The 19271-nt window shown below is 63.7% G+C and carries 18 protein-coding genes, 3 tRNA genes, 1 other RNA gene and 1 riboswitch; of the genes, 12 read left to right on the forward strand and 10 right to left on the reverse strand.

Annotation, left to right across the window (positions count from 1 at the left end; translation table 11 throughout):
- The first annotated feature begins 5 nt into the window (after nucleotides 1-5).
- The 8 genes from Q9246_RS14105 to Q9246_RS14140 all read left to right on the forward strand — a co-directional run bounded on the left by Q9246_RS14105 (nucleotide 6) and on the right by Q9246_RS14140 (nucleotide 7352).
- Complete coding sequence (locus Q9246_RS14105) at nucleotides 6-713, forward strand: HAD family hydrolase (RefSeq protein WP_306391209.1); 708 nt, start codon at nucleotides 6-8, stop codon at nucleotides 711-713.
- A 169-nt stretch (nucleotides 714-882) separates the two neighbouring features.
- Nucleotides 883-1494 carry a glycine zipper 2TM domain-containing protein gene (locus Q9246_RS14110; RefSeq protein WP_306391210.1) on the forward strand — a complete coding sequence of 204 codons (612 nt, stop codon included), beginning with the start codon at nucleotides 883-885 and terminating at the stop codon, nucleotides 1492-1494.
- Nucleotides 1495-1646: 152 nt separating this feature from the next.
- Nucleotides 1647-2005: a transfer-messenger RNA gene (gene ssrA / locus Q9246_RS14115) on the forward strand.
- Between the two features lie 202 nt (nucleotides 2006-2207).
- Entirely contained in the window at nucleotides 2208-3161 is a 954-nt protein-coding gene (locus tag Q9246_RS14120; protein ID WP_306391211.1) for a 3'-5' exonuclease, read from the forward strand.
- Nucleotides 3162-3703: 542 nt separating this feature from the next.
- Nucleotides 3704-4063, forward strand: a complete 360-nt coding sequence (locus Q9246_RS14125; RefSeq protein ID WP_306391212.1) for a T6SS effector amidase Tae4 family protein — start codon at nucleotides 3704-3706, stop codon at nucleotides 4061-4063.
- Complete coding sequence (locus Q9246_RS14130) at nucleotides 4060-4668, forward strand: hypothetical protein (protein WP_306391213.1); 609 nt, start codon at nucleotides 4060-4062, stop codon at nucleotides 4666-4668. The genes Q9246_RS14125 and Q9246_RS14130 overlap by 4 nt, the downstream gene beginning before the upstream one ends.
- 48 nt (nucleotides 4669-4716) lie before the next feature.
- Nucleotides 4717-6552 (forward strand): DUF4214 domain-containing protein, encoded by a 1836-nt coding sequence (locus Q9246_RS14135; RefSeq protein WP_306391214.1) that lies wholly within the window; start codon nucleotides 4717-4719, stop codon nucleotides 6550-6552.
- Nucleotides 6553-6619: 67 nt separating this feature from the next.
- A riboswitch (yybP-ykoY riboswitch) is annotated at nucleotides 6620-6791 on the forward strand.
- 3 nt (nucleotides 6792-6794) lie between these two features.
- Nucleotides 6795-7352 (forward strand): manganese efflux pump MntP, encoded by a 558-nt coding sequence (locus Q9246_RS14140; RefSeq protein ID WP_306391215.1) that lies wholly within the window; start codon nucleotides 6795-6797, stop codon nucleotides 7350-7352.
- 108 nt (nucleotides 7353-7460) lie between these two features.
- Here the strand turns inward: Q9246_RS14140 and Q9246_RS14145 are convergent, their stop codons facing one another.
- The 3 genes from Q9246_RS14145 to tssF form a co-directional block, all read right to left on the reverse strand.
- Entirely contained in the window at nucleotides 7461-8090 is a 630-nt protein-coding gene (locus Q9246_RS14145; protein ID WP_306391216.1) for a type 1 glutamine amidotransferase domain-containing protein, read from the reverse strand.
- Between the two features lie 95 nt (nucleotides 8091-8185).
- Nucleotides 8186-9163, reverse strand: a complete 978-nt coding sequence (gene tssG, locus Q9246_RS14150) for a type VI secretion system baseplate subunit TssG (RefSeq protein WP_306391217.1) — start codon at nucleotides 9161-9163, stop codon at nucleotides 8186-8188.
- Between the two features lie 8 nt (nucleotides 9164-9171).
- A complete protein-coding gene (gene tssF / locus Q9246_RS14155) occupies nucleotides 9172-10536 on the reverse strand; it encodes a type VI secretion system baseplate subunit TssF (RefSeq protein WP_306398174.1) in 1365 nt (454 codons plus the stop codon).
- Here tssF and Q9246_RS14160 point away from each other — a divergent pair.
- Nucleotides 10469-10687 (forward strand): hypothetical protein, encoded by a 219-nt coding sequence (locus Q9246_RS14160; protein WP_306391218.1) that lies wholly within the window; start codon nucleotides 10469-10471, stop codon nucleotides 10685-10687. The genes tssF and Q9246_RS14160 overlap by 68 nt on opposite strands.
- Here Q9246_RS14160 and Q9246_RS14165 read toward each other — a convergent pair.
- From Q9246_RS14165 to Q9246_RS14195, 7 genes are all read right to left on the reverse strand, one after another.
- Nucleotides 10666-10740, reverse strand: a tRNA-Thr gene (locus Q9246_RS14165). The genes Q9246_RS14160 and Q9246_RS14165 overlap by 22 nt on opposite strands.
- Nucleotides 10741-10773: 33 nt before the next feature.
- Nucleotides 10774-10847, reverse strand: a tRNA-Gly gene (locus Q9246_RS14170).
- Between the two features lie 37 nt (nucleotides 10848-10884).
- Nucleotides 10885-10969, reverse strand: a tRNA-Tyr gene (locus tag Q9246_RS14175).
- A gap of 337 nt (nucleotides 10970-11306) precedes the next feature.
- Complete coding sequence (locus tag Q9246_RS14180) at nucleotides 11307-12851, reverse strand: HDOD domain-containing protein (RefSeq protein WP_306391219.1); 1545 nt, start codon at nucleotides 12849-12851, stop codon at nucleotides 11307-11309.
- Between the two features lie 2 nt (nucleotides 12852-12853).
- Nucleotides 12854-14503 (reverse strand): tetratricopeptide repeat-containing response regulator, encoded by a 1650-nt coding sequence (locus Q9246_RS14185; RefSeq protein WP_306391220.1) that lies wholly within the window; start codon nucleotides 14501-14503, stop codon nucleotides 12854-12856.
- Nucleotides 14504-14652: 149 nt separating this feature from the next.
- Nucleotides 14653-15639, reverse strand: a complete 987-nt coding sequence (locus tag Q9246_RS14190; RefSeq protein ID WP_306391221.1) for a J domain-containing protein — start codon at nucleotides 15637-15639, stop codon at nucleotides 14653-14655.
- Nucleotides 15640-15771: 132 nt separating this feature from the next.
- Entirely contained in the window at nucleotides 15772-16920 is a 1149-nt protein-coding gene (locus Q9246_RS14195; protein ID WP_306391222.1) for a class I SAM-dependent methyltransferase, read from the reverse strand.
- Nucleotides 16921-16977: 57 nt separating this feature from the next.
- Here Q9246_RS14195 and Q9246_RS14200 point away from each other — a divergent pair, with 57 nt between their 5' ends.
- The 3 genes from Q9246_RS14200 to ttcA are packed head-to-tail and all read left to right on the forward strand — an operon-like array spanning nucleotide 16978 to nucleotide 19132.
- Nucleotides 16978-17781, forward strand: coding sequence for an SDR family oxidoreductase (locus Q9246_RS14200; RefSeq protein ID WP_306391223.1), 804 nt, complete (start codon nucleotides 16978-16980; stop codon nucleotides 17779-17781).
- Nucleotides 17782-17783: 2 nt separating this feature from the next.
- Nucleotides 17784-18182: a dihydroneopterin aldolase gene (locus Q9246_RS14205; protein ID WP_306391224.1), complete on the forward strand. Its 399-nt coding sequence runs from the start codon at nucleotides 17784-17786 to the stop codon at nucleotides 18180-18182.
- Nucleotides 18179-19132 (forward strand): tRNA 2-thiocytidine(32) synthetase TtcA, encoded by a 954-nt coding sequence (ttcA, locus tag Q9246_RS14210; RefSeq protein WP_306391225.1) that lies wholly within the window; start codon nucleotides 18179-18181, stop codon nucleotides 19130-19132. The genes Q9246_RS14205 and ttcA overlap by 4 nt, the downstream gene beginning before the upstream one ends.
- Nucleotides 19133-19271: the final 139 nt, after the last annotated feature.

A 19271-nucleotide genomic window follows, 5' to 3' on the forward strand; every position in this document is an offset into this window, starting at 1 on the left:
ACGACATGACTTTTCCTACCGTGACGCCGGCACCGCGTGCCGTCCTGTTCGACCTCGACGGCACCCTGGCCGACACCGCGCCCGATCTCGCCGCGGCCGTCAACTGGCTGCGCACCGAGCGTGGCCTCGATCCGACGCCCTATGAAGTGCTGCGTCCCACGGCCTCGGCCGGCGCGCGCGGCATGATCGGCGCCGCCTTCGGGCTGGCGCCGGGCGACGAGGGCTATGAAGAACTGCGCCTGGCCTGGTTCGACCGCTATCAGTCGGCCATGTGGACCCATACGACCCTGTTCGACGGCATTCCCGAACTGCTGGCCGGGATTTCGGACGCCGGCATGGCCTGGGGCATCGTCACCAACAAACCGTCCCGTTTCACCGACCCGCTGGTGCCGCAGATCGCGCTGGCGCATGCCGGCTGCATCGTGTCGGGCGACACCACGGGTTTCGCGAAACCGCATCCGGCCCCGCTGCTGGAAGGCGCGCGCCGCCTCGGCATTGCACCGGAACAGTGCTGGTATGTGGGCGACGACCTGCGCGACATCGAGGCGGGACAGGCGGCCGGCATGGTCACCGTCGCCTGCGTATGGGGCTATTGCGGCGCGATCGAGCCATCGACCTGGGGCGCGGATTACCTGCTCGAAACGCCGGCGCAACTGCTGGCGCTGCTGGGACAGCTGTCCGAAGCGGCGCGACAGGCCGAGCAGGCGGCCTGATTCGTTATCTCGACGGCGCCCTTCCCCGGCGCCGTTTTCACGTCTGCTCCCTGTGCTTACATCTGCATTTACATCTGATTACGATTGATACAGGGACACGTCTATCTCTCCGTTCGGGCCGCCAGTAATCTACGTCCATACGAACACGCCATACCTAACGGAGCAGATCATGGAAACCACGACCACCAACCGCATCCACCCATTGATGGCCGCTGCCGCCGCCTCGGTCATCGTCGTCAGCCTGACCGGCGCCGCCGCAATCACCGGCCTGCTGCCGACCTCGAAGAGCGCTCCGGAGCCGGCCATGCCGCTGGCAGCCGCTTCGCCATATGCCATGCAGCAGCCAGGCATGCAGGTGCCGGCCGGTTATGTGGCCCAGCCTGGCCAGATGGCGCAGGTGGCGGCGAACGGCCAGCAACTGGTGCCGGCCATGGTGCCTGCGATGGTGCCGGCTCACCAGGTGGCGTATGCCCAGCCGGTAGCCCAGGTGCAGCCGCAGCCGACCGTGATCGTCAAGGAAAAGCCGGTGGTGAAAGTGGTCGAGAAAACTCGCGTGGTGCACGCCAAGCCGCAGCCGGTGCGTTATGAAGAGCCGCGTTATTCGCAGCCTGCCCCGGCGCCAGCCCAGCCTAATTATGTCGGCATCGGCACCGGCGCCGTGATCGGCGGCCTGATCGGCAACCAGATCGGCGGCGGCAATGGCAAGAAGCTGGCGACGGTCGCCGGTGTGATCGGCGGCGGCATCATCGGTAACGAGATTGCCAATCGCAACAGCCGCTAAGCAAGCGCTAACTTACTTCGCTCTCCCCTTGGCCGCCGACTTTTCAGTCTGCGGCCTTTTTTTGTGGCTGGATGCTGGCCTGATTAAGGCCGGTCTAAGGTGCGGGTCTGGACATCCTTGGCGCTTGGGGTACAATGGTGGTTCTTGACGTTGGGGGCGACCTGGTTTCGACGTGGGTTGCAAAGCAGCGCAGGGCATACCGAGGACTGGTTACCTCGTAAATACATCCAGAAATCAATAACTGCAAACGATAACTCGTACGCACAAGCAGCTTAATTGCTGCTAGCTCTACAACACCTCGCCTCTGGGGTGAGTCGCAAGACTGGTAGAGTCATTTACAGAGGCTAGGAATCAATCGGGTTACTTGGTTGCTTCCGAAATTTAAGGTAACTCGCTTGTCCAAAGGGTGCACATCCCCGTTGTACAGGTCAAATCAAATGATAGTGCTAAGTATGTAGAACTGTCTGTAGAGTGCTTGCGGACGCGGGTTCGATTCCCGCCGCCTCCACCAACCGCATTCAAAAAAGCCGCTGATTCGTCAGCGGCTTTTTCATTTCCGCAGCCTGGCGGACATGATGTCACCGACTACTTCGATGCGCTCTTTCTCCAGTGAGTATGTGCGAGAATCGACGAGCACCTGTACGGCTATACTCGCGACAGCAAACCTGTTCAGTTGGCAATCGCCCTGGTCTCGCCGTCCAATCAAGCCGCCCATGCACGATACACACTACCCTCAAACCGGTAACCCGATCGTCTTTTTTGATTTCGAGACAACTGGATTATCCGCAAAAACCGATCTGATCATCGAAGTCGCGGCGGTGAAGTATTTGCCGGGCGCGAATGCACACCCGCATATGCAACAGTTGATACTGATTGACAGGCCGCTATCGCCATTTATTTCCAGGCTTACTGGCATTACAAACGATATGCTGCAGCGGGAGGGGCGCCAAATGGAAGTCGTGCTCGATGAATTTATCGAGTTCATCGGCGATCATGACGTCGTCTCGTTCAACATCAACTTCGACACAGGCTTTCTTAACTCCACGCTTGCCCGGCACGGTCGGCCTCCGCTCAAGAATATCGGGCATTGCGCGCTTGCCCGGGCTCGAGAAGCCTGGCCGGATTTACCAAACCATAAATTAGCGCATCTTGCCGATTACCTTGGCTTGGAAAACGGCGTGGCTCATCGCGCGCTGAACGATACACTCTGGGCATTGGAGGTATATTTCCGCGCAATGCACGGCGCCCGCCCAACTACGTCGCCAAGCCGCGCTGCAAAATCGCTATCAACCGGCTCTCCCTCGGTCATACCAGTCATAACAGGTCCCCGACAGTTCAGGATCGAGGTGCTGGGCACCAAGCGGTATCAGCAATCATTTGAAGCCATATGCGGACCGCGAACAGGTAAGGGCGCGGCTCTTGATATCCAGGTGCAGCTGCGTGTCGAAACTAAATCAGGTGCCGTGCGCGTACTCATCCAGGACGAGGTGATTGGAAATCTGGCTCCTCGTATTGCACAGGATTTTCGCCGCGCGATCATCGAAGGGCATTTGGGCGAGTTCACACATTTTGAATGTTCTGCAAAAATTCGAGGTGGGAAGATCTGCAGCGCTCCAGACGAAGGGCATTACGTCATGTGGCTCGATATTCCTCAGGATGACGATTGATCGAAGACAGCCAACATCAGCGCATCAGCGGAGTCAGGCTGTGAGGTCTGGGTTTCATGTCATCCTCCCGAGACTTATTGTCCTTATCTCCTTGTGTCGGGCCCAATCGGAAAGCCGTCATCCCCTCGTTGCAATCAGCATCCTCGCCCTTGCCGTGCCGTCATGGCGTTACAACAAGCCGGTCTGATCCAATTCAAACTTACCCAGTTCACATTCTGTGCGCAATCAACCCTTCGCGTTTTCTCGCTTTTAAATTCGTTCATACAAAGTTGATCTGAGGGTTGCGGAATGGGTAAGGCATTAGCACAGCAAGCTCGAATCAAAACCAACACGTTGAAGAACTCGGTGTGCAGCGTCGATGTCGATAAGGTGACGTTCGCGACGCTGTGGCAGTCCTACCCAACTACGCCCCCGTATATTGATCCCAAGACCGGCAAGCCACCTCGATACGATGAGAATCAGTGCGCGATCAAGGTATCGGTCGCGATCCACGGTGCCGGGATTGAAATGAAGTCCGCGGCGGCACAGTGCAGGTGAATGGTTTGCCAGCCGCAGCATTAGCTTCCCAGTTGGCCGCATGGCTCAAGCTGCAACCGTTTTGCGGGCTACCCAATGAGCCGAAGAACGTGACCGGAAAGGACTGGCAAGAGAAAATCAAAGAAAGGACGGGGATCGTCTATTTCGCTAACTACTGGGCCAGGAACGCGAGGGAGAGGGCAAGGGACATGCCTAGCGGCGACCATATCGACCTATGGAACGGCTCCAGATTGACTGCGACCGGCGCGAGCTTTTTCTCGACCGTCGGCCGGCGTCTGGGCTTCAGTGCAATTGGCGCAGGCTCCTCTTGGGGATATTCAGATCTTGGGCGCTCGAGCGAGATATTGTTCTGGGAAATTGAATGAACCGCTTGCCGGAACTAATCCTGTTGGCGGTCACAGGTCTCATCTCGGGCGTGGTCGTTGGGGCGTTCAATACTGGTCTCGTTCCGCTTTGTGGCGACCCCTGTTCCATGCAGAGGCTGGGCAGTTCGGTAAGTTGGGGGCTGGCCCTCTCGCTGGTATTTCCAGTAATTGGTGGACCCGCTCTTAGAAAGTTTCAGGGCAGCCGGATTCGAGCACTGGCAGTCGCCGCATTCCTGTCATTCCTGACCGTGCTGCCGGCAGCGGCAGTCTATGGTTATGACCTGCACCGGCAATATTGGCAAAGCACCGCGCGATTGGGCGTGCCCAATCTCGATTTCAGCGAAATGGCGATCGCGACCAGGCCAATCGAGGCAACTCTCTACGGCGGTACATCAAGCGTCCGGGTCAAGGCTTGGGAACGTTGTGCGTTGGGGTATGCCAACTGCGGCATTCCGCAAGGGCTTACCGTCGAGGCAATATGTTTCGGTAGCGGTACAACGGTTCTCATCAAGGAGAAGGATTGGCCTGCATTCCAACGCATCCCGGAGGAGGATTTGCAGGGCATCCAGAACACGCGCCGGGATATGAGGCTTTGCGCGCAATAAAAGCAATGCGCTTTGCCCCTCAACCATCGATCTTAAGAAAAGGCTCTGATGAAACGCCACCAGATCCTGCTAGGCGCCATCACCACAACCGGCGGCACCGTCGTGACAGCGACGTCCCATACCAGCCTGAATGGCGTCAGATATGCCCTCGAAGGCGACATGATCGACTGCCCGGCCTGTGCGGGAAAAGGAACGATCCAGTGCGCTGGGCCGCGCATGATCGTGACGTGCGACGGAAAATATTATGCGCTCGAAGACGATCTATGCGCTTGCCAATGCCAGCCCCCTCCCCGCCTGATCGCTAGCCAGGCGTTCTGTTCGCAGCATGCCGACACGGCAATGCTCGCCCAGCATACCCAAACCGCCCGGGCCAATGAAAACCGACGCCGATGCTTCAACAGCTTTTTTGTCTCTTCCAGCGTGTATCTCGCCCCTTGGCGCAAGAATGTCCCGCCCTCTGATAGACAGGTATCAAATAGTTCTATAAAGCAATACAATGAAGCATGCACGCAGATGAATCGCCACTGCGCAACATGCTTTAATTACGAGGGGCTTCGATTGAGCACGAATTACACCGTCACGCTGGCCGGCGCAGGATTGCCAGGGCAGGAACAAAAACAAGCGCTGATTCTCGAGAGCGCGCGCGCTGCAGGTCTGTGGTTGTCGACGTATATCAGTGGCACCGGTACGATCGACGTCGAACTACGCTTCGACGACACCATCGCGACGATGAATGCGAGGTCCGTGGAGGTCAAGGCGCTGGGAACGGGCAAGGCGCAAGACGGGAAAACCTATCGATTGTATGAAGATGGCGCCATTGCGGAAATCAAGTCCGGCATCGATGGCAACGGCTCCCGACCTGACGCAGAAATCAATGTTGGAACGACCAATCTTGACCAGTATTACTGGTTTGATGAAAGCCTGGCCAGTACCGACGATATTCCGGCGAATAAAACCGATGGCTTCCGCATCATGCTGCACGAGCTGCTGCACACGGTAGGATTCAATGGTTGGTTGGCCAACAGCGGGGAGACATATACCAAAGACTCCATCAGCACCTTCGATCGGCTGGTCAAATTTGACGGGGGACGCAGCTATTTCGTCGGTGAGCATGCCAGCAAGGCCTATGGCGGGGACGTTCCCCTCACCAACGTCCACCTTGGCGATGCGATCACCTTCGCCGAGGACAAACTGACAGGCGCCCAAACCCTGATGAGCTACGACGGCCCACGCAACGGCCAGCGCATCTCGCTCGACCCGGTCGTCATCGGCGTGCTGCGCGATGTCGGCCTGACGGTGCGCGACCAGCAAGCCGTCATGAGCGGCGACGGCCAGCCAGTCAGCACGCTGGCGATCGATACCCGTTCCGGCGACTACCGCATCGATCGCGCACTCGACCTCACCTTCTTCAGCGCAGACGACGATGTGGGAGTTGCATACCTGCTGGAAGATACCGACCGGATCCAGTTCAAGGACATCAACGTCGCACTCGACACCGGAAAAGACATGGTCGGCGGCCAGGCCTACCGGCTTTACCAGGCGGCATTCGATCGCGAGCCCGACAAGTCCGGACTAGGTTACTGGATCAAGAACATGGACCAGGGCCTGTCGCTGAACAACGCCGCGCAATTCTTTGTCGAATCCGCTGAGTTCCTCAAGGTATACGGCAGCGCGCCATCCAACGCCGTGATCGTCGACAAGTTCTATGAACACGTGCTGGGCCGCAAAGGCGACGCGGGCGGCATCGCGCACTGGAATGCACTGCTCGACCAGGGCACGCTGACGGTCGCGCAAGTGCTGGCCAGCTTCAGCGAGAGCGCGGAAAACTTCACGGCCCTGGCCGACATCATCGGTAACGGCTTCGAGTACACGCCTTACGGCTGATCCTGTCTTTGCACGGAAGAGAACCTGAAGCAGGCACTCTTCTTGCCTCACGGGCATGTCTGCTGTACCATGCCTCCGCCCTTGGGGAGTAGCCTCTTCCGTTTTGGAAAGTTCCGCATCAACATACTTGACGTCTCCACGTCATGGTGCGGAAGCCTTCTGGTTGGCAAGACCATTGGCATGCCTGCGCGACGATCGGGCCGCGCGGCATGCCTTGTGTCGTGCCCGATCGGAAAGCTGTCATGACGCTCGCTGCCATCATCATCCTCGCCCTTGCCATGTCCACCGATGCGTTCGCCGTCGCGATCGCCATGGGTTCCCAACGCACCAACGTCCTGCTCAAGGACGCGCTCAAGGTCGGCTTGCTGTTCGGGATCATCGAAGGTGTGACGCCGCTGGTCGGCTTTGCGCTCGGCAGCATTGCCGCCTCTTACGTCGAAAGCTGGGACCACTGGATCGCCTTCGTCCTTCTTGGCGGCCTGGGCATTCGCATGGTCGTCGAAGGCTGCGGCGATCCGGACCTCGAAGCCGACGATCCTGCCCGTCCCTTCTGGCTGCTGGCCCTGACCGGCTTCGCGACCAGCATCGATGCGATGGTGGTCGGCGTCAGCCTGGCTTTTGCGGACACCGGCATCCTGTGGCCGGCGCTGGCGATCGGCCTGGCGACGCTGACGACGGTGACACTGGGATTGCTGATCGGCCGCCGCATCGGGGCCGTGGTGGGCAAGCGCGCCGAGATCTTCGGCGGCCTGGTATTGATTGCCGTCGGCAGCGTCACGCTGTATGAACATCTGCAATGACGCTTGCCTTCAGGCGGTCCTACTTCGTTCGGGTAAATTAGGTACCCGCCTGCGCGGGTACGACGTGCCGGAGCTAACGAACAGGAATGCGACGGCGTTTCGACACCATCACGACGTCGGCCCCGGATCGCTTCCCGCCTGCTGCAACACCATCAACTGCTTCATGATGGCTTCATTAAACGCCGGCAGATCGTCCGGCTTGCGGCTCGTGATCAGCTTGCCGTCGACCACCACCTCTTCATCCGTCCACTCCGCGCCCGCATTGCGCAGGTCGTGCTGCAGCGAAGGCCAGCTGGTCATGTGCTTCGATTCGGCCACGCCGGCATCGATCAGCGGCCAGGGGCCGTGGCAAATCGCGGCGATCGGCTTGTCCTCGTCGCCGAAGGCCTTGATGAAATCGATGGACTCCGGGCTCAGGCGCAGGCTGTCGGGATTCGCGACCCCGCCCGGCAACAGCAGCAGGTCGTAGTCGCCCGGCTTCGCATCCTGCACGCTCAGCTCGACCTTGAATTTCTGGTCCGGCTCAAGATGGTTGAAACCCTGGATCTCCTCGCCGGCCTTCTTCGGCGAGACCAGGATCACCTTCACGCCCTGCTCTTCGAGAAAGCGGCGTGGCTCGGTGTACTCGACCTGTTCGACGCCGTCGGTCATCAGGACCGCGACGCGCCGGCCCTGCAGGGATTGGGTGGCGGCCGGCTCGACGTGATCCGCCGGCTGCATGTTCTGTGCTTGTTGCATATGGCCTCCTTGATCGATGTGATGCATTCACATCGATTGTAGGTCGGCCACCCTGCCCGCGGCGCGCGCATGCCTGCCGGCATTCAATTGCACGGTCAGTCCAGCAGATAGCAGACGTCGTCGCGGTCGCCTCGCCCCGCCCCGTCACCGAGAAAGCCATCCAGCCCCAGCCGCGCCGCGCCGTCCAGGCAGGCGCCGGCGACGTCTTCGCGCCGCAGCACCACCTGCAGCTCGCGGTAGGGAACGTCGATCGCGAAGCGGTCCAGCAGGCGCGCCAGCGCCAGCGCTCCCGGCGCGCCCGGCAGGAAGCGCTCGAAGGCTTCGGCGTCCACCGGCCCCAGGCGGATGCGGATGCCCAGCTCCGGCCGCAGCAGGCGCGCGCCGGCGGTGGCGCCGGCGCCCAGCACGCAATTGCTGCGCGCCAGGCGCGTGCGCTGTCCCAGTTCGAGGATGTCCCAGCGACCAGTAAACTGCTCGACCTTCACCGGCAGCCGGAAATACGCTTCCAGCACGCCGGCCACCAGGTCGGCGCTCACCACCCGGCTGCGCAAGGGCGCCGCGAACCACGCCAGGCTGGCCGCATCCGCGTCCAGCAACTCCTTATCGCGCCGCGGCACGCCGGCCAGCGCCAGCAACAGCGGCATGAAGTGATCGACGCCCGGCTCGAAGCCATGGCGCACCCGGTACTTGCACCAGGCCCGATAGAACAGGGCCACCAGGCGGTTTGATAACAGGTCGAGGAAGGCGCGCGGCCCGTCGTCCCTGGCCGCCAGTTCCCAGGCCGCGAAGCGCTCGGTGTAATGCAGCGGCAGGGTCCCCATCACGCCAAGCAGCCCCATCAGCGCGGGCGTGACCCGTACCGCCGGCACGCCATCGGTAGTGGGCTCGATGGCCTCAATCTCGCTGGCCGGGAAGGCCAGGCCCAGGCTGTTGCGAAAGCGGATCAAGCCGCTCAGCGCGTGCTCGGGCGCGATGCCCTGGCGGCCGAGCCAGCGCACCAGCAGCCGCACCGCCTGGAAGAATTCATAGCGTTGCGGATGGCGCAGCAGGTCGGCGACCACGCCAGCGCGCATGTCGGCGCCTACACCAGCGCCAGGCTGCCGTTGCGGGGCTCGCATCGCAGCAACTCCTTCCCGCCCTGTCCCGACACCAGCACCAGCCGGGTAAAGCTGTTCAGGTGCACATACAGGCCCAGGAAGCGGCTCACGACCTGGGCGAACACCGCCAGGCTGCTGCCGGCGAAGGCTTCCTCGTCGACCGTCATGCGCACCTCGACCCCGTGCACCAGGGTCGCGCCATAGCGGTTGCGCAGCCAGGCGGTGGCCGGCTGCGCGGCGAGCGCCGTGACGCCGGCGATCTGGCGCTGCGAGGCGCTGGATCTCTTCAGGTCGTACAAGGCCAGGGTCTCGCGGAAGGCGTCGAGATCGGCCAGCGAGCGGTGGTTCAGCGCCAACTGGGTCACCAGGCGCCAGTGGGTGCCGCTGCGGTTGCCGAAGCGTAGCGGCGCGGTGGGCTTGCGCAGCAGGCGGATCGGCAGGCCGGAGGTCGTGGTCTCGCTGGCCAGGTCGCCTCCTGGCGCGCCCACGCCGACGCCGCAGGCGGCCGCGCCGTTGCTGCAGGTGAGGTCGATCGAGGCCACGCTGGCGGCTTCGCCCTGCAGCGAGAAATCGTCGTCGGTGAAGGCGATCTTCATGCGGTGACGGCTGTCGCCGCGGTCGTCGCGGCGCGCGAACCAGTAGCGCTGTCCATGTTCGCCGCCTTCACCATGGCGCAGGCCGTAATACGGCCGGTACTCGACGCTGGCGCTCTTGCCGTCGCGGTTCTTGAGTACCTGCACCGCATCGATGCTGTAGACCTCGACGTCTTCCTCGTGCCGGCTCGGGGCCACGTCGTACATCGCGGCGCGCTGCGTGATGCGCACCGGCGCCGCCGCCTGCCGGAACAGGTTCACCACCGGCACGCACCCGGTGAGCAGGTTGGCGGCGGACAGCGCGCGCAGGATGCGCGCGCCGCTCGACTCGGCCGGCACGCCGGCCAGCAGGAAATGCAGGGTGAAGCGGCGCGCGCCGGCCGGCAGCAGCGGCGCCAGCCGGGCCAGGTCGAGGTCCAGGAAGTGGAATTTGTCGGGGAAGGCGAAGTATTCGGTCAGCAGCCGGTAGGCGGGATGGGCATGCGATGGTTCCGGCACCAGCGCTTCGTCGCGCTCCAGGCCACCCAGGCACAGCGCCGGGCCGTCGAGGCGGCGCCAGCCGTCGATGCCGTCCGCCTCGAGCCAGGTCTCGACCACGTTCATGCACAGGCTGTCGATCAGCGCCGCCGCCAGCAGGCCGTCGCCGGCGACGTGCAGGCGCAGGCGCGGCAGGCCGCGGCCGGCCAGCATGCGCGCCGGCAGCGCGCTGTCGAAGGCGATGCCGATGCGCGCCGCCGCGCGCGGCGGCAGCCGGATGCGCGACGTGCGGCTTGGTCCGTTCGAATTTACCTTTTGCCATTTCAGACTCCTAAGATCTAACGATATATTTGGGGATTACCAGGCACACCTGACGGACGAGTGCAACGCGACTGCCGTACAAAATTCTGGTGCCCTTGACGTGGATTGAACACGTGGCCTCTCCCTTACCAAGGGAGTGCTCTACCACTGAGCTACAAGGGCTGATATTTGCGATGAAGAAACCACCGCACTAACTGGAGCGGGTGAAGGGAATCGAACCCTCGTCGTAAGCTTGGAAGGCTTCTGCTCTACCATTGAGCTACACCCGCGAGGTACAACTTCTATCCGACTTCACGATCTTCTTTTTGGTGGTGGGGGCTGGATTCGAACCAGCGTACTCAGAGAGGGCAGATTTACAGTCTGCTGCCTTTAACCACTCGGCCACCCCACCGCGAAGAACCGCAGAGTATGAAGCAAGCTCAACGTACTGTCAATCAGGTTTCGGTAGAAGATTTTCTACTTCGCCTGACAGCGTTGCTTCGGGGCGTGATTGTAACGGTCGGACTGTAAAGCTGCAAGGGTGATTTTGCCAAGTGCGAAAAAATCTTTATGAACTTATCTGGAATTGTTCCGCTGGCATTTCCACCGCACCCATTAACGTCGTTCCCGCGCAGGCGGGAACCCAAGGTTGCCGGCATCTCGCGGCGGTGGCTTTCGGCGTTATCGGTGCACGTTGGACTTGGGTTCCCGCCTTCGCGGGAACGACGGTCTTCCAGCTAGCAGCAATATCAGGGCTGGGAGTTATTCGAACCCTGCGGCGCCAGGGCCGCCAGCACCTGCGCCTTGAGCGCCTTGATCAAGGCCGTCTCGTCCGGCGCCACGCCCTCCGGCGCGGTGAAGATGCGATCGGCATAGATCAGCCCCAGCTGGCCCTTGCCCACCACCAGCGGCAGCACGATGAAACTCTCGGCATCCGCCAGCAGGGTCTTGTACCAGGCCGGCAGCAGGTCGCGGATCTTTGGACTGAAGGTGTCCGCGATCATCATGTCGGCGTCGTTCTCGAGCGCCAGGTGGAACACGTCGCGCGTGAATGCGCAGGGAAAGACAAAACCATCCTGCAGGTCGACGCTGCCCTCGCCCAGCGAGACCCGGGCCCGGTACTGCCGGGTGCGCGCATCGCGCAGGCACACGGTGGCGAAGCGGAAACCGAGCGCGCCGTACAGGGTTTCGAGCACCGCCATGATCACGTCGTTGACGCTGGCGCCCGATCCGGCCAGCAAGGTCACGTCCTGTACGCCGGCCAGCAACAGGTCGCGCGCATTCTTCGGCTTGCCACTGGGATAAAACTCGCCTTCATCGTCCTCGCCCGCGTCCAGCGTGGCCAGCGCCAGCACGTTCGGCAGGCCGCTGCCGGCCTTGGGATCGGTCTTCGGCGCCCGTTCCATGTTCATGCTCTGCAGCATGCCGTTCATGCCTTCCTGCACCTCGTCGAACAGCGCCACCATGGCTGGATGATCGACGCCCAGCGCCACGCCATAGCGCGCGATCAGGTCTTGCGTCTCGGGGGCGGCGGCCGGATCGTGGTGGCGCCCCATCAGGCGCGCCACATCGCGGCTGAAGGCGGCCACTTGCCGCATCCAGCCGTTGCGATCGGCGGCGGTCTCGACCGGCCCAGGCGGCAAGGCGAGCTGGGCCTGCACGATCAGTCCCGGCATCTGCCACTCGCGCAGCACCGCCTCGGACAAGGCCTCGAAGCTGCAGCCCAAAATCAGTTGCGCAGCCTGGCTGGGGGTGTGCTTGCCGGCCGCCACCAGCGCCGCGATCTCGCGGTAGCGCTCCGGCTCGTGGCTGGCCAGCAGCAGCGCGCCCAGGTTCTTGAACAGCGCACAGATCGCCGCTTCCTCGGCGCCCGGGATCGGGCTGTGGCGCGCCAGCTCGCGTCCGACCAGGCTGGCGCACAGGGCCGCTTCGAGTTCCACCCGCACGCCGTGCTCGGCGGTGTCGAGCGCATCGACCAGCAACATCGCCAGCGCGGCGGCGCGCACATTGTCGAAGCCGAGCAGGGAGATGGCGCGCGAAATCGTCGTCACCGGCGTGTTGGACAGGGTGCGGTACTGGACCGTGTTCGACAGCCGCAGGATGCGCTGGGTCAGGGCGACATCGGACACCACGTAGTAGGCGAGATCGGCCGTGCCCAGGTCGTCGCTATAGCCCATGCCGATCACGTGCATGATGGCGCCGCCCAGGGTGAACATGCGTTCGGTGCCGCTGAGCTTGCGCATCAGGGCGGGACGCACGCGGCGCGCGGCGCCGTCCTGGGGGATGTCGGCCATTCCTATCCCGCCTTGCGCAGCGGCGCCGCCACCGCGTGCGGCCCCTGCTTGTGCTGCTTGAGCACCTGCTGGTGCAGCGCCGCCAGCGCCGGCAGCTTGGGATTGAGCGGGTCGAGCTTGCGCACATTGCCGATCAGGGCCGGCACCTGGGCGCCGAGCCGGTTGTCCCAGGCCTCGTGCTCGAGGCAGCGCAGCACCGCCAGCGCGGCATTGAAGGCCACCGCCGGATTGTTCGGCAGCTTGGTCGCCGCTTCGAGCATCAGGGTCACCGCGCCGCGATAGTCGCCGTTCTTGGCGCGCGCGGCGCCGCCGGCGACCAGGTCGACCACCTGCTGGCGGCTCTGCTGGGCCAGCGACTGCGCCAGCTCGCCCTTGCCGGCCTGCTCCAGCACGCCCATGGCGCGGGTGACCACGGCATCGTTCGAGGCATTGCTCATCACCTCGCGCACCAGTTCCGAAGCGCCCTCTTCGCGGCCGTTGTCGATGCAGGTGCGCGCCAGCTCCAGCTTGAGGTCGGCCGACAGGCCGGGCGCGTCCTTGCTGGCGGCAAGGGCCGTGCCCAGGGCCTCGCCCAGGCGCGCCTCGTTGCCGGTGTACTCGTGCACCAGGGACGAGGCAATCGCGCTGCATAGTGCCGTATTGTTGCGCCCGCCCATCGAGCGGTCGAGGTCGCGGATCACGGCAGCGGCGCCCACCGGATCGCCCTTGTGCACCAGCGCGCGCACCAGCTTGACGTGGTCTTCGGGGTCGCGGAATTCGGAGTACTTGGCCTTGCCCACCACCTGCCGCAGCGCTTTCTCGGCGGTGTCGACGTCGCCCGCCTCGAAGGCGGTGTCGGCCAGGGTGCGCAGGCGCCGCACTGCATGCGGCGAGACCGCCACCGCGTCTTCCAGCACCGCCTGCGACTTCTGCAGGTCGCCGACCGCGGCCTGGGTGCGCGCCAGCCAGTCATAGGCGTCGACGAAGTTGCGGTTGGTGTCGACCAGGTCTTCCAGGATCTCGCGCGCCTCGTCGTAGCGCTTGCGCACGAACAGGGTCTTGGCCAGGCCGAGCCGGGCCCAGGCGATGGCCTTGATCTCGACCAGGTGACGGTAGATCGGTTCGGCCTGCTCGGCCTGGCCCAGGAACATGTGCAGCTCGGCGCGCAGGCGCAGGAAATCGACCGCATAGCGCGTGTGCAGGCGCTGGCCCTCGATGCAGGCGGCGATCGCCTGCTCCTGGTCGCCCGCCTCCATCAGCGTGTACACCGGTAAAAAGGCGTTGCGCTTGTCGAGGGCGCGCGCGATGCGGTCCAGCAGGCGGTCGGCGGTGAACGGCTTGAGGATATAGTCGGTCGGCGCCAGCTCGGCGGCGCTGACCACCTTGCTGTGGTTGCCCTCGGCGGTGACCATGAAGAACATGGTGGCCAGGCGCATCAGCTTGTGGTGGCGCAAATCTTCGAGCAATTGCTGGCCGTCCTGGCCGCCTTCCAGGTCGTATTCGCACAGGATCATGTCGAACTGGCGCAGGCCGAGGTGCTTGACGGCCTGGTTGGAGGTGCTGGCGTGCTCGATCCGGGTCAGGCCGCACAGCGTGAGCATGCTGTGGATGCTGGCCCGCATTCCCGCGTGGGGTTCGATGATCAGGGCCGTCAGGCCTTCCAGTTCGTTCATGATGGTCCGTGTGAGCCTGCGTTGGGCATGGCGCCGCGGCTGCATGGGCGCGCGGCATCAGGCCAGTATATTACGGCGCAGAACGAAAATAATGAAATCGGGTAAGTACGTGACACCAGAATATGTCACAACGCCAAAAAACGACAGCCCTATTGGTCGGCCGCGGCCTGGCGCAAGGGCGACTGGCTGCCGTCGCACTCGGACTGGCTGGCGCCGTCGACGATGTTCTGGTAGCGCACCTCGTACCTGCCGGCCGCCAGCTTGTCGAAAGTAAAACTCGAGCGCTGCTGGACGAAGGCGTGGCGAACATTGGCGCGGCGCTCCAGGTCGTACAGCTTGACGAAGACCGGCGCCGCGTTGGCGCTGTTATCGATCGCGACCTGCATCTCGCCGCCTTCGTTGCCGACCGGGTAGCCGGGCAGGTAGGACGACTCGAGCGGCCAGGGGTCGCCGCTGGGCGCGGCGAGGGTTTGCAGGTCGGTGCTGCAGTCCGGGGCGCGGGCCGGGACCGCCAACTGGGCGACGGCGAGCGCGCGCACCGCGGGCGGCGGGCCCTTGGCGCCGTCCGGCATGATGCGGCGGGCCCAGCTGTCGTTGCCGGGGTCGGTGCTGCCGGCGCTGCTTCCGGCACCCGCCTCGGGCGCCTCGGGGCGGCCAATCGCGATGCTTTCGGCCCGGGCGATGCCGCTCCAGGCCAGGGCGCTGGGGATGATGTCGGGCTGTTGTTCGATGGTCAGCACGGCGGCGACGGCGCCGGCCACGAAGCAGCCCGACAGGCCCAGCCACCAGCGCGGATCGCGCCACAGGCGCCTGCGGCGCGGTTTGGGATTCGGTTGCGCCTCCCCGTGCTCGCCATGCTTGCGCGGCTGGCCTTCCTTGGCGCTGGAACTTTCCAGCCACGCGACTTCCCATTCCTCGGAAGCGATCCATTCGTCGTGTTCCTTGCGGCGCACGGGATCGGACAGGACGTTATAGGCGGTGTTGACGACCGCCATGATGCGGGCCGATTTTTCATCGCCCGGATTCTTGTCAGGATGATATTTCTGGCTCAGGGCCTTGTAGGATGCACGAATGACTTCCTGGGGCGCGTGACGCGACACCTTCAGGTTGTCATAATGTGTGTGAATCTTGGCCATGATCTGTCAAGTCTACCCGCTTCTGCCCTGCGCGTTCGGTCATCCTCGGCCGGTGCCCGTCGGTGTGACGGGGCGCGGGAATATCTCACAGCTTAGCCGGATTTGTGTCCGCTATGCAAGATATCAATCAGTCTACAGGCGGTGGCTGCGGTCCGCCCGCACGATTGGCTCGGGTAATTCTACGCCCTGCCCGACCACCAGCACCTTGAACAACTCCCCCATTTCAGCAGGAGAAACCAGTTTTTGCACGGCCCGCGAATGGGGCAGGAACCGTTTCGCATCCTCGGGGTCGTTTTCCAGCAACAGCTCGCCGATGCCGGCGCCGAGCAGGAAGGCGGCCTGGCTCATATAGGCCAGCACCGGCAGGCCGGCATCCTGGGACGCCAGCGCCATCGCCGTGAAATCGACGTGGGCCGTGATGTCCTGCAGGCCGGGCAAATAGAAGGGGTCGGGATGCGCGTGATGGCGGTAATGGCACATCAGGGTGCCGCCGATGCGCTGGTCGAGGTAGAACTCGTGGGCCGGGAAACCGTAGTCGACCAGGATGGCGGCGCCGCGGCCGCCCGCGAACATCGCCGCCAGCGAACGCATGAAGCCGGCGCCGACCGGGTGCAGCTCGGTGACATAGCCCTCGATCATGTTCTCGTGATCGGGCACCTGGCGCGCCAGCTGCTGCTCCAGGTCTTCTCCCAATGGCGCCTGGACGAAGGCGAAGGCGCCGTCCTCGACCGTCACCATCTGCCGCCGCCAGCCGTCGGCGCTGCGGATCACCAGCTCGACCGGCATGGCGTCGAGCACTTCGTTGGCCAGCACCACGCCGCTGAAGCTGTCCGGCATGGCGTCCAGCCAGCGCACTTGCGGCAGGTCGGCCAGGTTTTCCTGCTGGCGCGCGCGCAATTCGCCGGACAGTTCGATGATGGTGTAGGAGTTCACGGCAACGCCGCTGCGCGCCAGGGCGGTGAGCACGTCGCGCGCCAGGCGGCCGGTGCCGGCGCCGAACTCGATGATGTCGGGCGCGCTTTGGGCGATAATAGCGGCTGCCACGCGCGCCACGGCCGCCCCGAACAGCGGCGTCATCTCGGGCGCGGTGGTGAAATCGCCGTTGGCGCCCAGCTTCGATGCACCGCCGCTGTAGTAACCGAGCCTCGGCGCATAGAGCGCCAGTTCCATGAACCGTGAGAATGCGATCGCGCCGCCGTGCTGCGCGATATCGGCGGCCAGGAGGTCCTGGAGGGAATGGGACGCGGCCAGGGCGTCGCGGTCGGGTGCGGGCAGGGACATGCCGGCATTGTAGCCAGAATAGCTTTTATCAACAATTAACGCCCTCATGGAACCACGATGACGGAAAGCACCTCGACTTCCCTGTCCCCGGTCGCGCTCGTGACCGGCGCCGGCCGCCGCCTGGGGCGCGCGATCGCGCTCGGCCTCGCCGGCGCCGGCTGGGACGTCGCGCTGCACTACCGCCATTCCGAGCGCGATGCGATCGCGACCCGCGACGCCATCCTGGCGCTGGGCCGGCGCGCGGCGCTGCTGCAATGCGACCTGGCCGACGAGGCGGCGGTGCGGCAGCTGGTGGATCGCGCGCGCGCGGCGCTGGGCCCGGTCTCTTGCATCGTCAACAATGCTTCGTTGTTCGAACACGACAGCGCCACCGATTTTTCGCCGGCGCTGCTGGCGACCCATATGCAGGCGAACGTGGCCGCCCCGCTGCTGCTGGCCCAGGCGCTGCATGCGGCCACGCCGGATGGCGGCCAGGCCGTCGTCGTCAACTTGCTGGACCAGAAACTGTACAATCTCAACCCGGATTTTCTGTCGTACACGCTGTCCAAGGCGGCCCTGCAGGCGGCGACCACGATGCTGGCGCAGGCGCTGGCGCCGAAGCTGCGCGTGGTCGGCGTGGCGCCCGGCATCACGCTGGTCTCGGGCGACCAGACCGAGGAAGGCTTCGCCGAGGCGCACCGCATGACGCCGCTGGGGCGATCCTCGACCCCGCAGGACATCGCCGACGCCGTCGTGTATGCCGCCACGGCGCGCGCCCTGACCGGCACCACCCTGCTGGTCGACGGCGGCCAGCACCTGATGCCGCTGGCGCGCGACGTGATGTTCCTGACCGAATCACCCAACACATCAAAGAAGGCTTAACCATGTTGTCCGCCCTGTCCCACCCGAGCTTGCGCGATTGCCGCCGGCTGTTCCTGCGCAATTACGAAGTGATGATCAATATCGGCGTGCACGATTTCGAGAAGAAGGGCGAGCAGCGTGTCCTGATCAATGTCGAGCTGTACATTCCGCTGGAGCTGTCGACGCCGAAGGCCGACCAGCTGGCCGAAGTGGTCGACTACGATTTCATGCGCGAGACCATCGCCCAGCGCATCGCCCGCGGCCACATCCACCTGCAGGAAACCCTGTGCGACGACGTGGTCAAGGCGATGCTGGCGCACCCGCGCGTGCGCGCCGCCGGCGTCTCGACGATGAAGCCGGACGTGTATGCCGATTGCGAAGGCGTCGGCGTCGAAGTATTCCAGATCAAGGAAGCAGCATGAACGAAACGGTTATCGAACGCGTCGTGGAAGCGGATTTCCCGACCGCGGGCGCCGACGTCAACGTCGACGTCAAGAAGCAGGAAAAGATCGCCCACGAGAACAACAAGCTGCACAAGCGCCTGTGCCGCCTGGTCGGCCAGGCGATCGGCGACTTCAATATGATCGAGGACGGCGACAAGGTGATGGTCTGCCTGTCGGGCGGCAAGGACAGCTATGCCCTGCTCGACATCCTGATGACGCTGCGCGAGCGCGCGCCGATCCACTTCGACATCGTCGCGGTCAACCTCGACCAGAAGCAGCCGAACTTCCCGGCCCACATCCTGCCGGCCTACCTCGACAAGCTCGGCGTGCCCTACCACATCGAGAACCAGGACACCTACAGCATCGTCAAGCGCCTGGTCCCGGAAGGCAAGACCACCTGCTCGCTGTGCTCGCGCCTGCGACGCGGCATCCTGTACCGCGTGGCGGACGAGCTCGGCTGCAACAAGATCGCCCTGGGCCACCACCGCGACGACATCCTGGAGACCTTCTTCCTGAACATGTTCTTTGGCGGGAAGCTGAAGGGCATGCCGGCCAAGCTGGTGTCGGACGACGGCAAGCACATGGTGATCCGCCCGATGGCCTATGTGAAGGAAGCCGATACCGAGCGCTATGCCGAGGTGAAGGGCTTCCCGATCATTCCGTGCGACCTGTGCGGCTCGCAGGAAAACCTGCAGCGCAAGCAGATCAAGAACATGCTGCGCGAATGGGAAAAGAAACATCCGGGCCGGGTCGAGAATACCTTCTCGGCGCTGTCGACCGTGGTGCCGTCGCATTTGCAGGATCGGGATCTGTTCGACTTCGTCGGGCTGAAGACCGATGGCGTGCCGAATCCGCTGGGGGATATTGCCTTCGATGAGGAGCCGTGTTCGACGCCGGCGGCGAAGACGATTTCGTTGACGCAGCTGTAAGCGCGACAAAAACGCGGCGTTTGAAAGCAGGTAGGGTGGACGGGTTTCCCGTCCACGCGTTCAAACAACGCAAACGTTGCCACATCGCGCCCGTGATTTGAACGCGTGGGCGGCAGAGCCGCCCACCCTACGACGCACA

It is taken from the genome of Telluria beijingensis, assembly GCF_030770395.1.
GTDB classification, from domain to species: domain Bacteria; phylum Pseudomonadota; class Gammaproteobacteria; order Burkholderiales; family Burkholderiaceae_D; genus Telluria; species Telluria beijingensis.

What these genes read in the sequence shown, in the direction of transcription:
- Q9246_RS14160 (WP_306391218.1), top strand. Translation starts at nt 10,469, where the DNA reads ATGCGCGCCGGCAGCGCGCTGTCGAAGGCGATGCCGATGCGCGCCGCC.
- Q9246_RS14200 (WP_306391223.1), top strand. Translation starts at nt 16,978, where the DNA reads ATGACGGAAAGCACCTCGACTTCCCTGTCCCCGGTCGCGCTCGTGACC.
- Q9246_RS14185 (WP_306391220.1), bottom strand. Translation starts at nt 14,503, where the DNA reads ATGAACGAACTGGAAGGCCTGACGGCCCTGATCATCGAACCCCACGCG.
- ttcA (WP_306391225.1), top strand. Translation starts at nt 18,179, where the DNA reads ATGAACGAAACGGTTATCGAACGCGTCGTGGAAGCGGATTTCCCGACC.
- Q9246_RS14195 (WP_306391222.1), bottom strand. Translation starts at nt 16,920, where the DNA reads ATGTCCCTGCCCGCACCCGACCGCGACGCCCTGGCCGCGTCCCATTCC.
- Q9246_RS14135 (WP_306391214.1), top strand. Translation starts at nt 4,717, where the DNA reads ATGAAACGCCACCAGATCCTGCTAGGCGCCATCACCACAACCGGCGGC.
- Q9246_RS14120 (WP_306391211.1), top strand. Translation starts at nt 2,208, where the DNA reads ATGCACGATACACACTACCCTCAAACCGGTAACCCGATCGTCTTTTTT.
- Q9246_RS14105 (WP_306391209.1), top strand. Translation starts at nt 6, where the DNA reads ATGACTTTTCCTACCGTGACGCCGGCACCGCGTGCCGTCCTGTTCGAC.
- Q9246_RS14145 (WP_306391216.1), bottom strand. Translation starts at nt 8,090, where the DNA reads ATGCAACAAGCACAGAACATGCAGCCGGCGGATCACGTCGAGCCGGCC.
- Q9246_RS14110 (WP_306391210.1), top strand. Translation starts at nt 883, where the DNA reads ATGGAAACCACGACCACCAACCGCATCCACCCATTGATGGCCGCTGCC.
- Q9246_RS14190 (WP_306391221.1), bottom strand. Translation starts at nt 15,639, where the DNA reads ATGGCCAAGATTCACACACATTATGACAACCTGAAGGTGTCGCGTCAC.
- Q9246_RS14130 (WP_306391213.1), top strand. Translation starts at nt 4,060, where the DNA reads ATGAACCGCTTGCCGGAACTAATCCTGTTGGCGGTCACAGGTCTCATC.
- Q9246_RS14180 (WP_306391219.1), bottom strand. Translation starts at nt 12,851, where the DNA reads ATGGCCGACATCCCCCAGGACGGCGCCGCGCGCCGCGTGCGTCCCGCC.
- Q9246_RS14140 (WP_306391215.1), top strand. Translation starts at nt 6,795, where the DNA reads ATGACGCTCGCTGCCATCATCATCCTCGCCCTTGCCATGTCCACCGAT.
- tssG (WP_306391217.1), bottom strand. Translation starts at nt 9,163, where the DNA reads ATGCGCGCTGGCGTGGTCGCCGACCTGCTGCGCCATCCGCAACGCTAT.
- Q9246_RS14205 (WP_306391224.1), top strand. Translation starts at nt 17,784, where the DNA reads ATGTTGTCCGCCCTGTCCCACCCGAGCTTGCGCGATTGCCGCCGGCTG.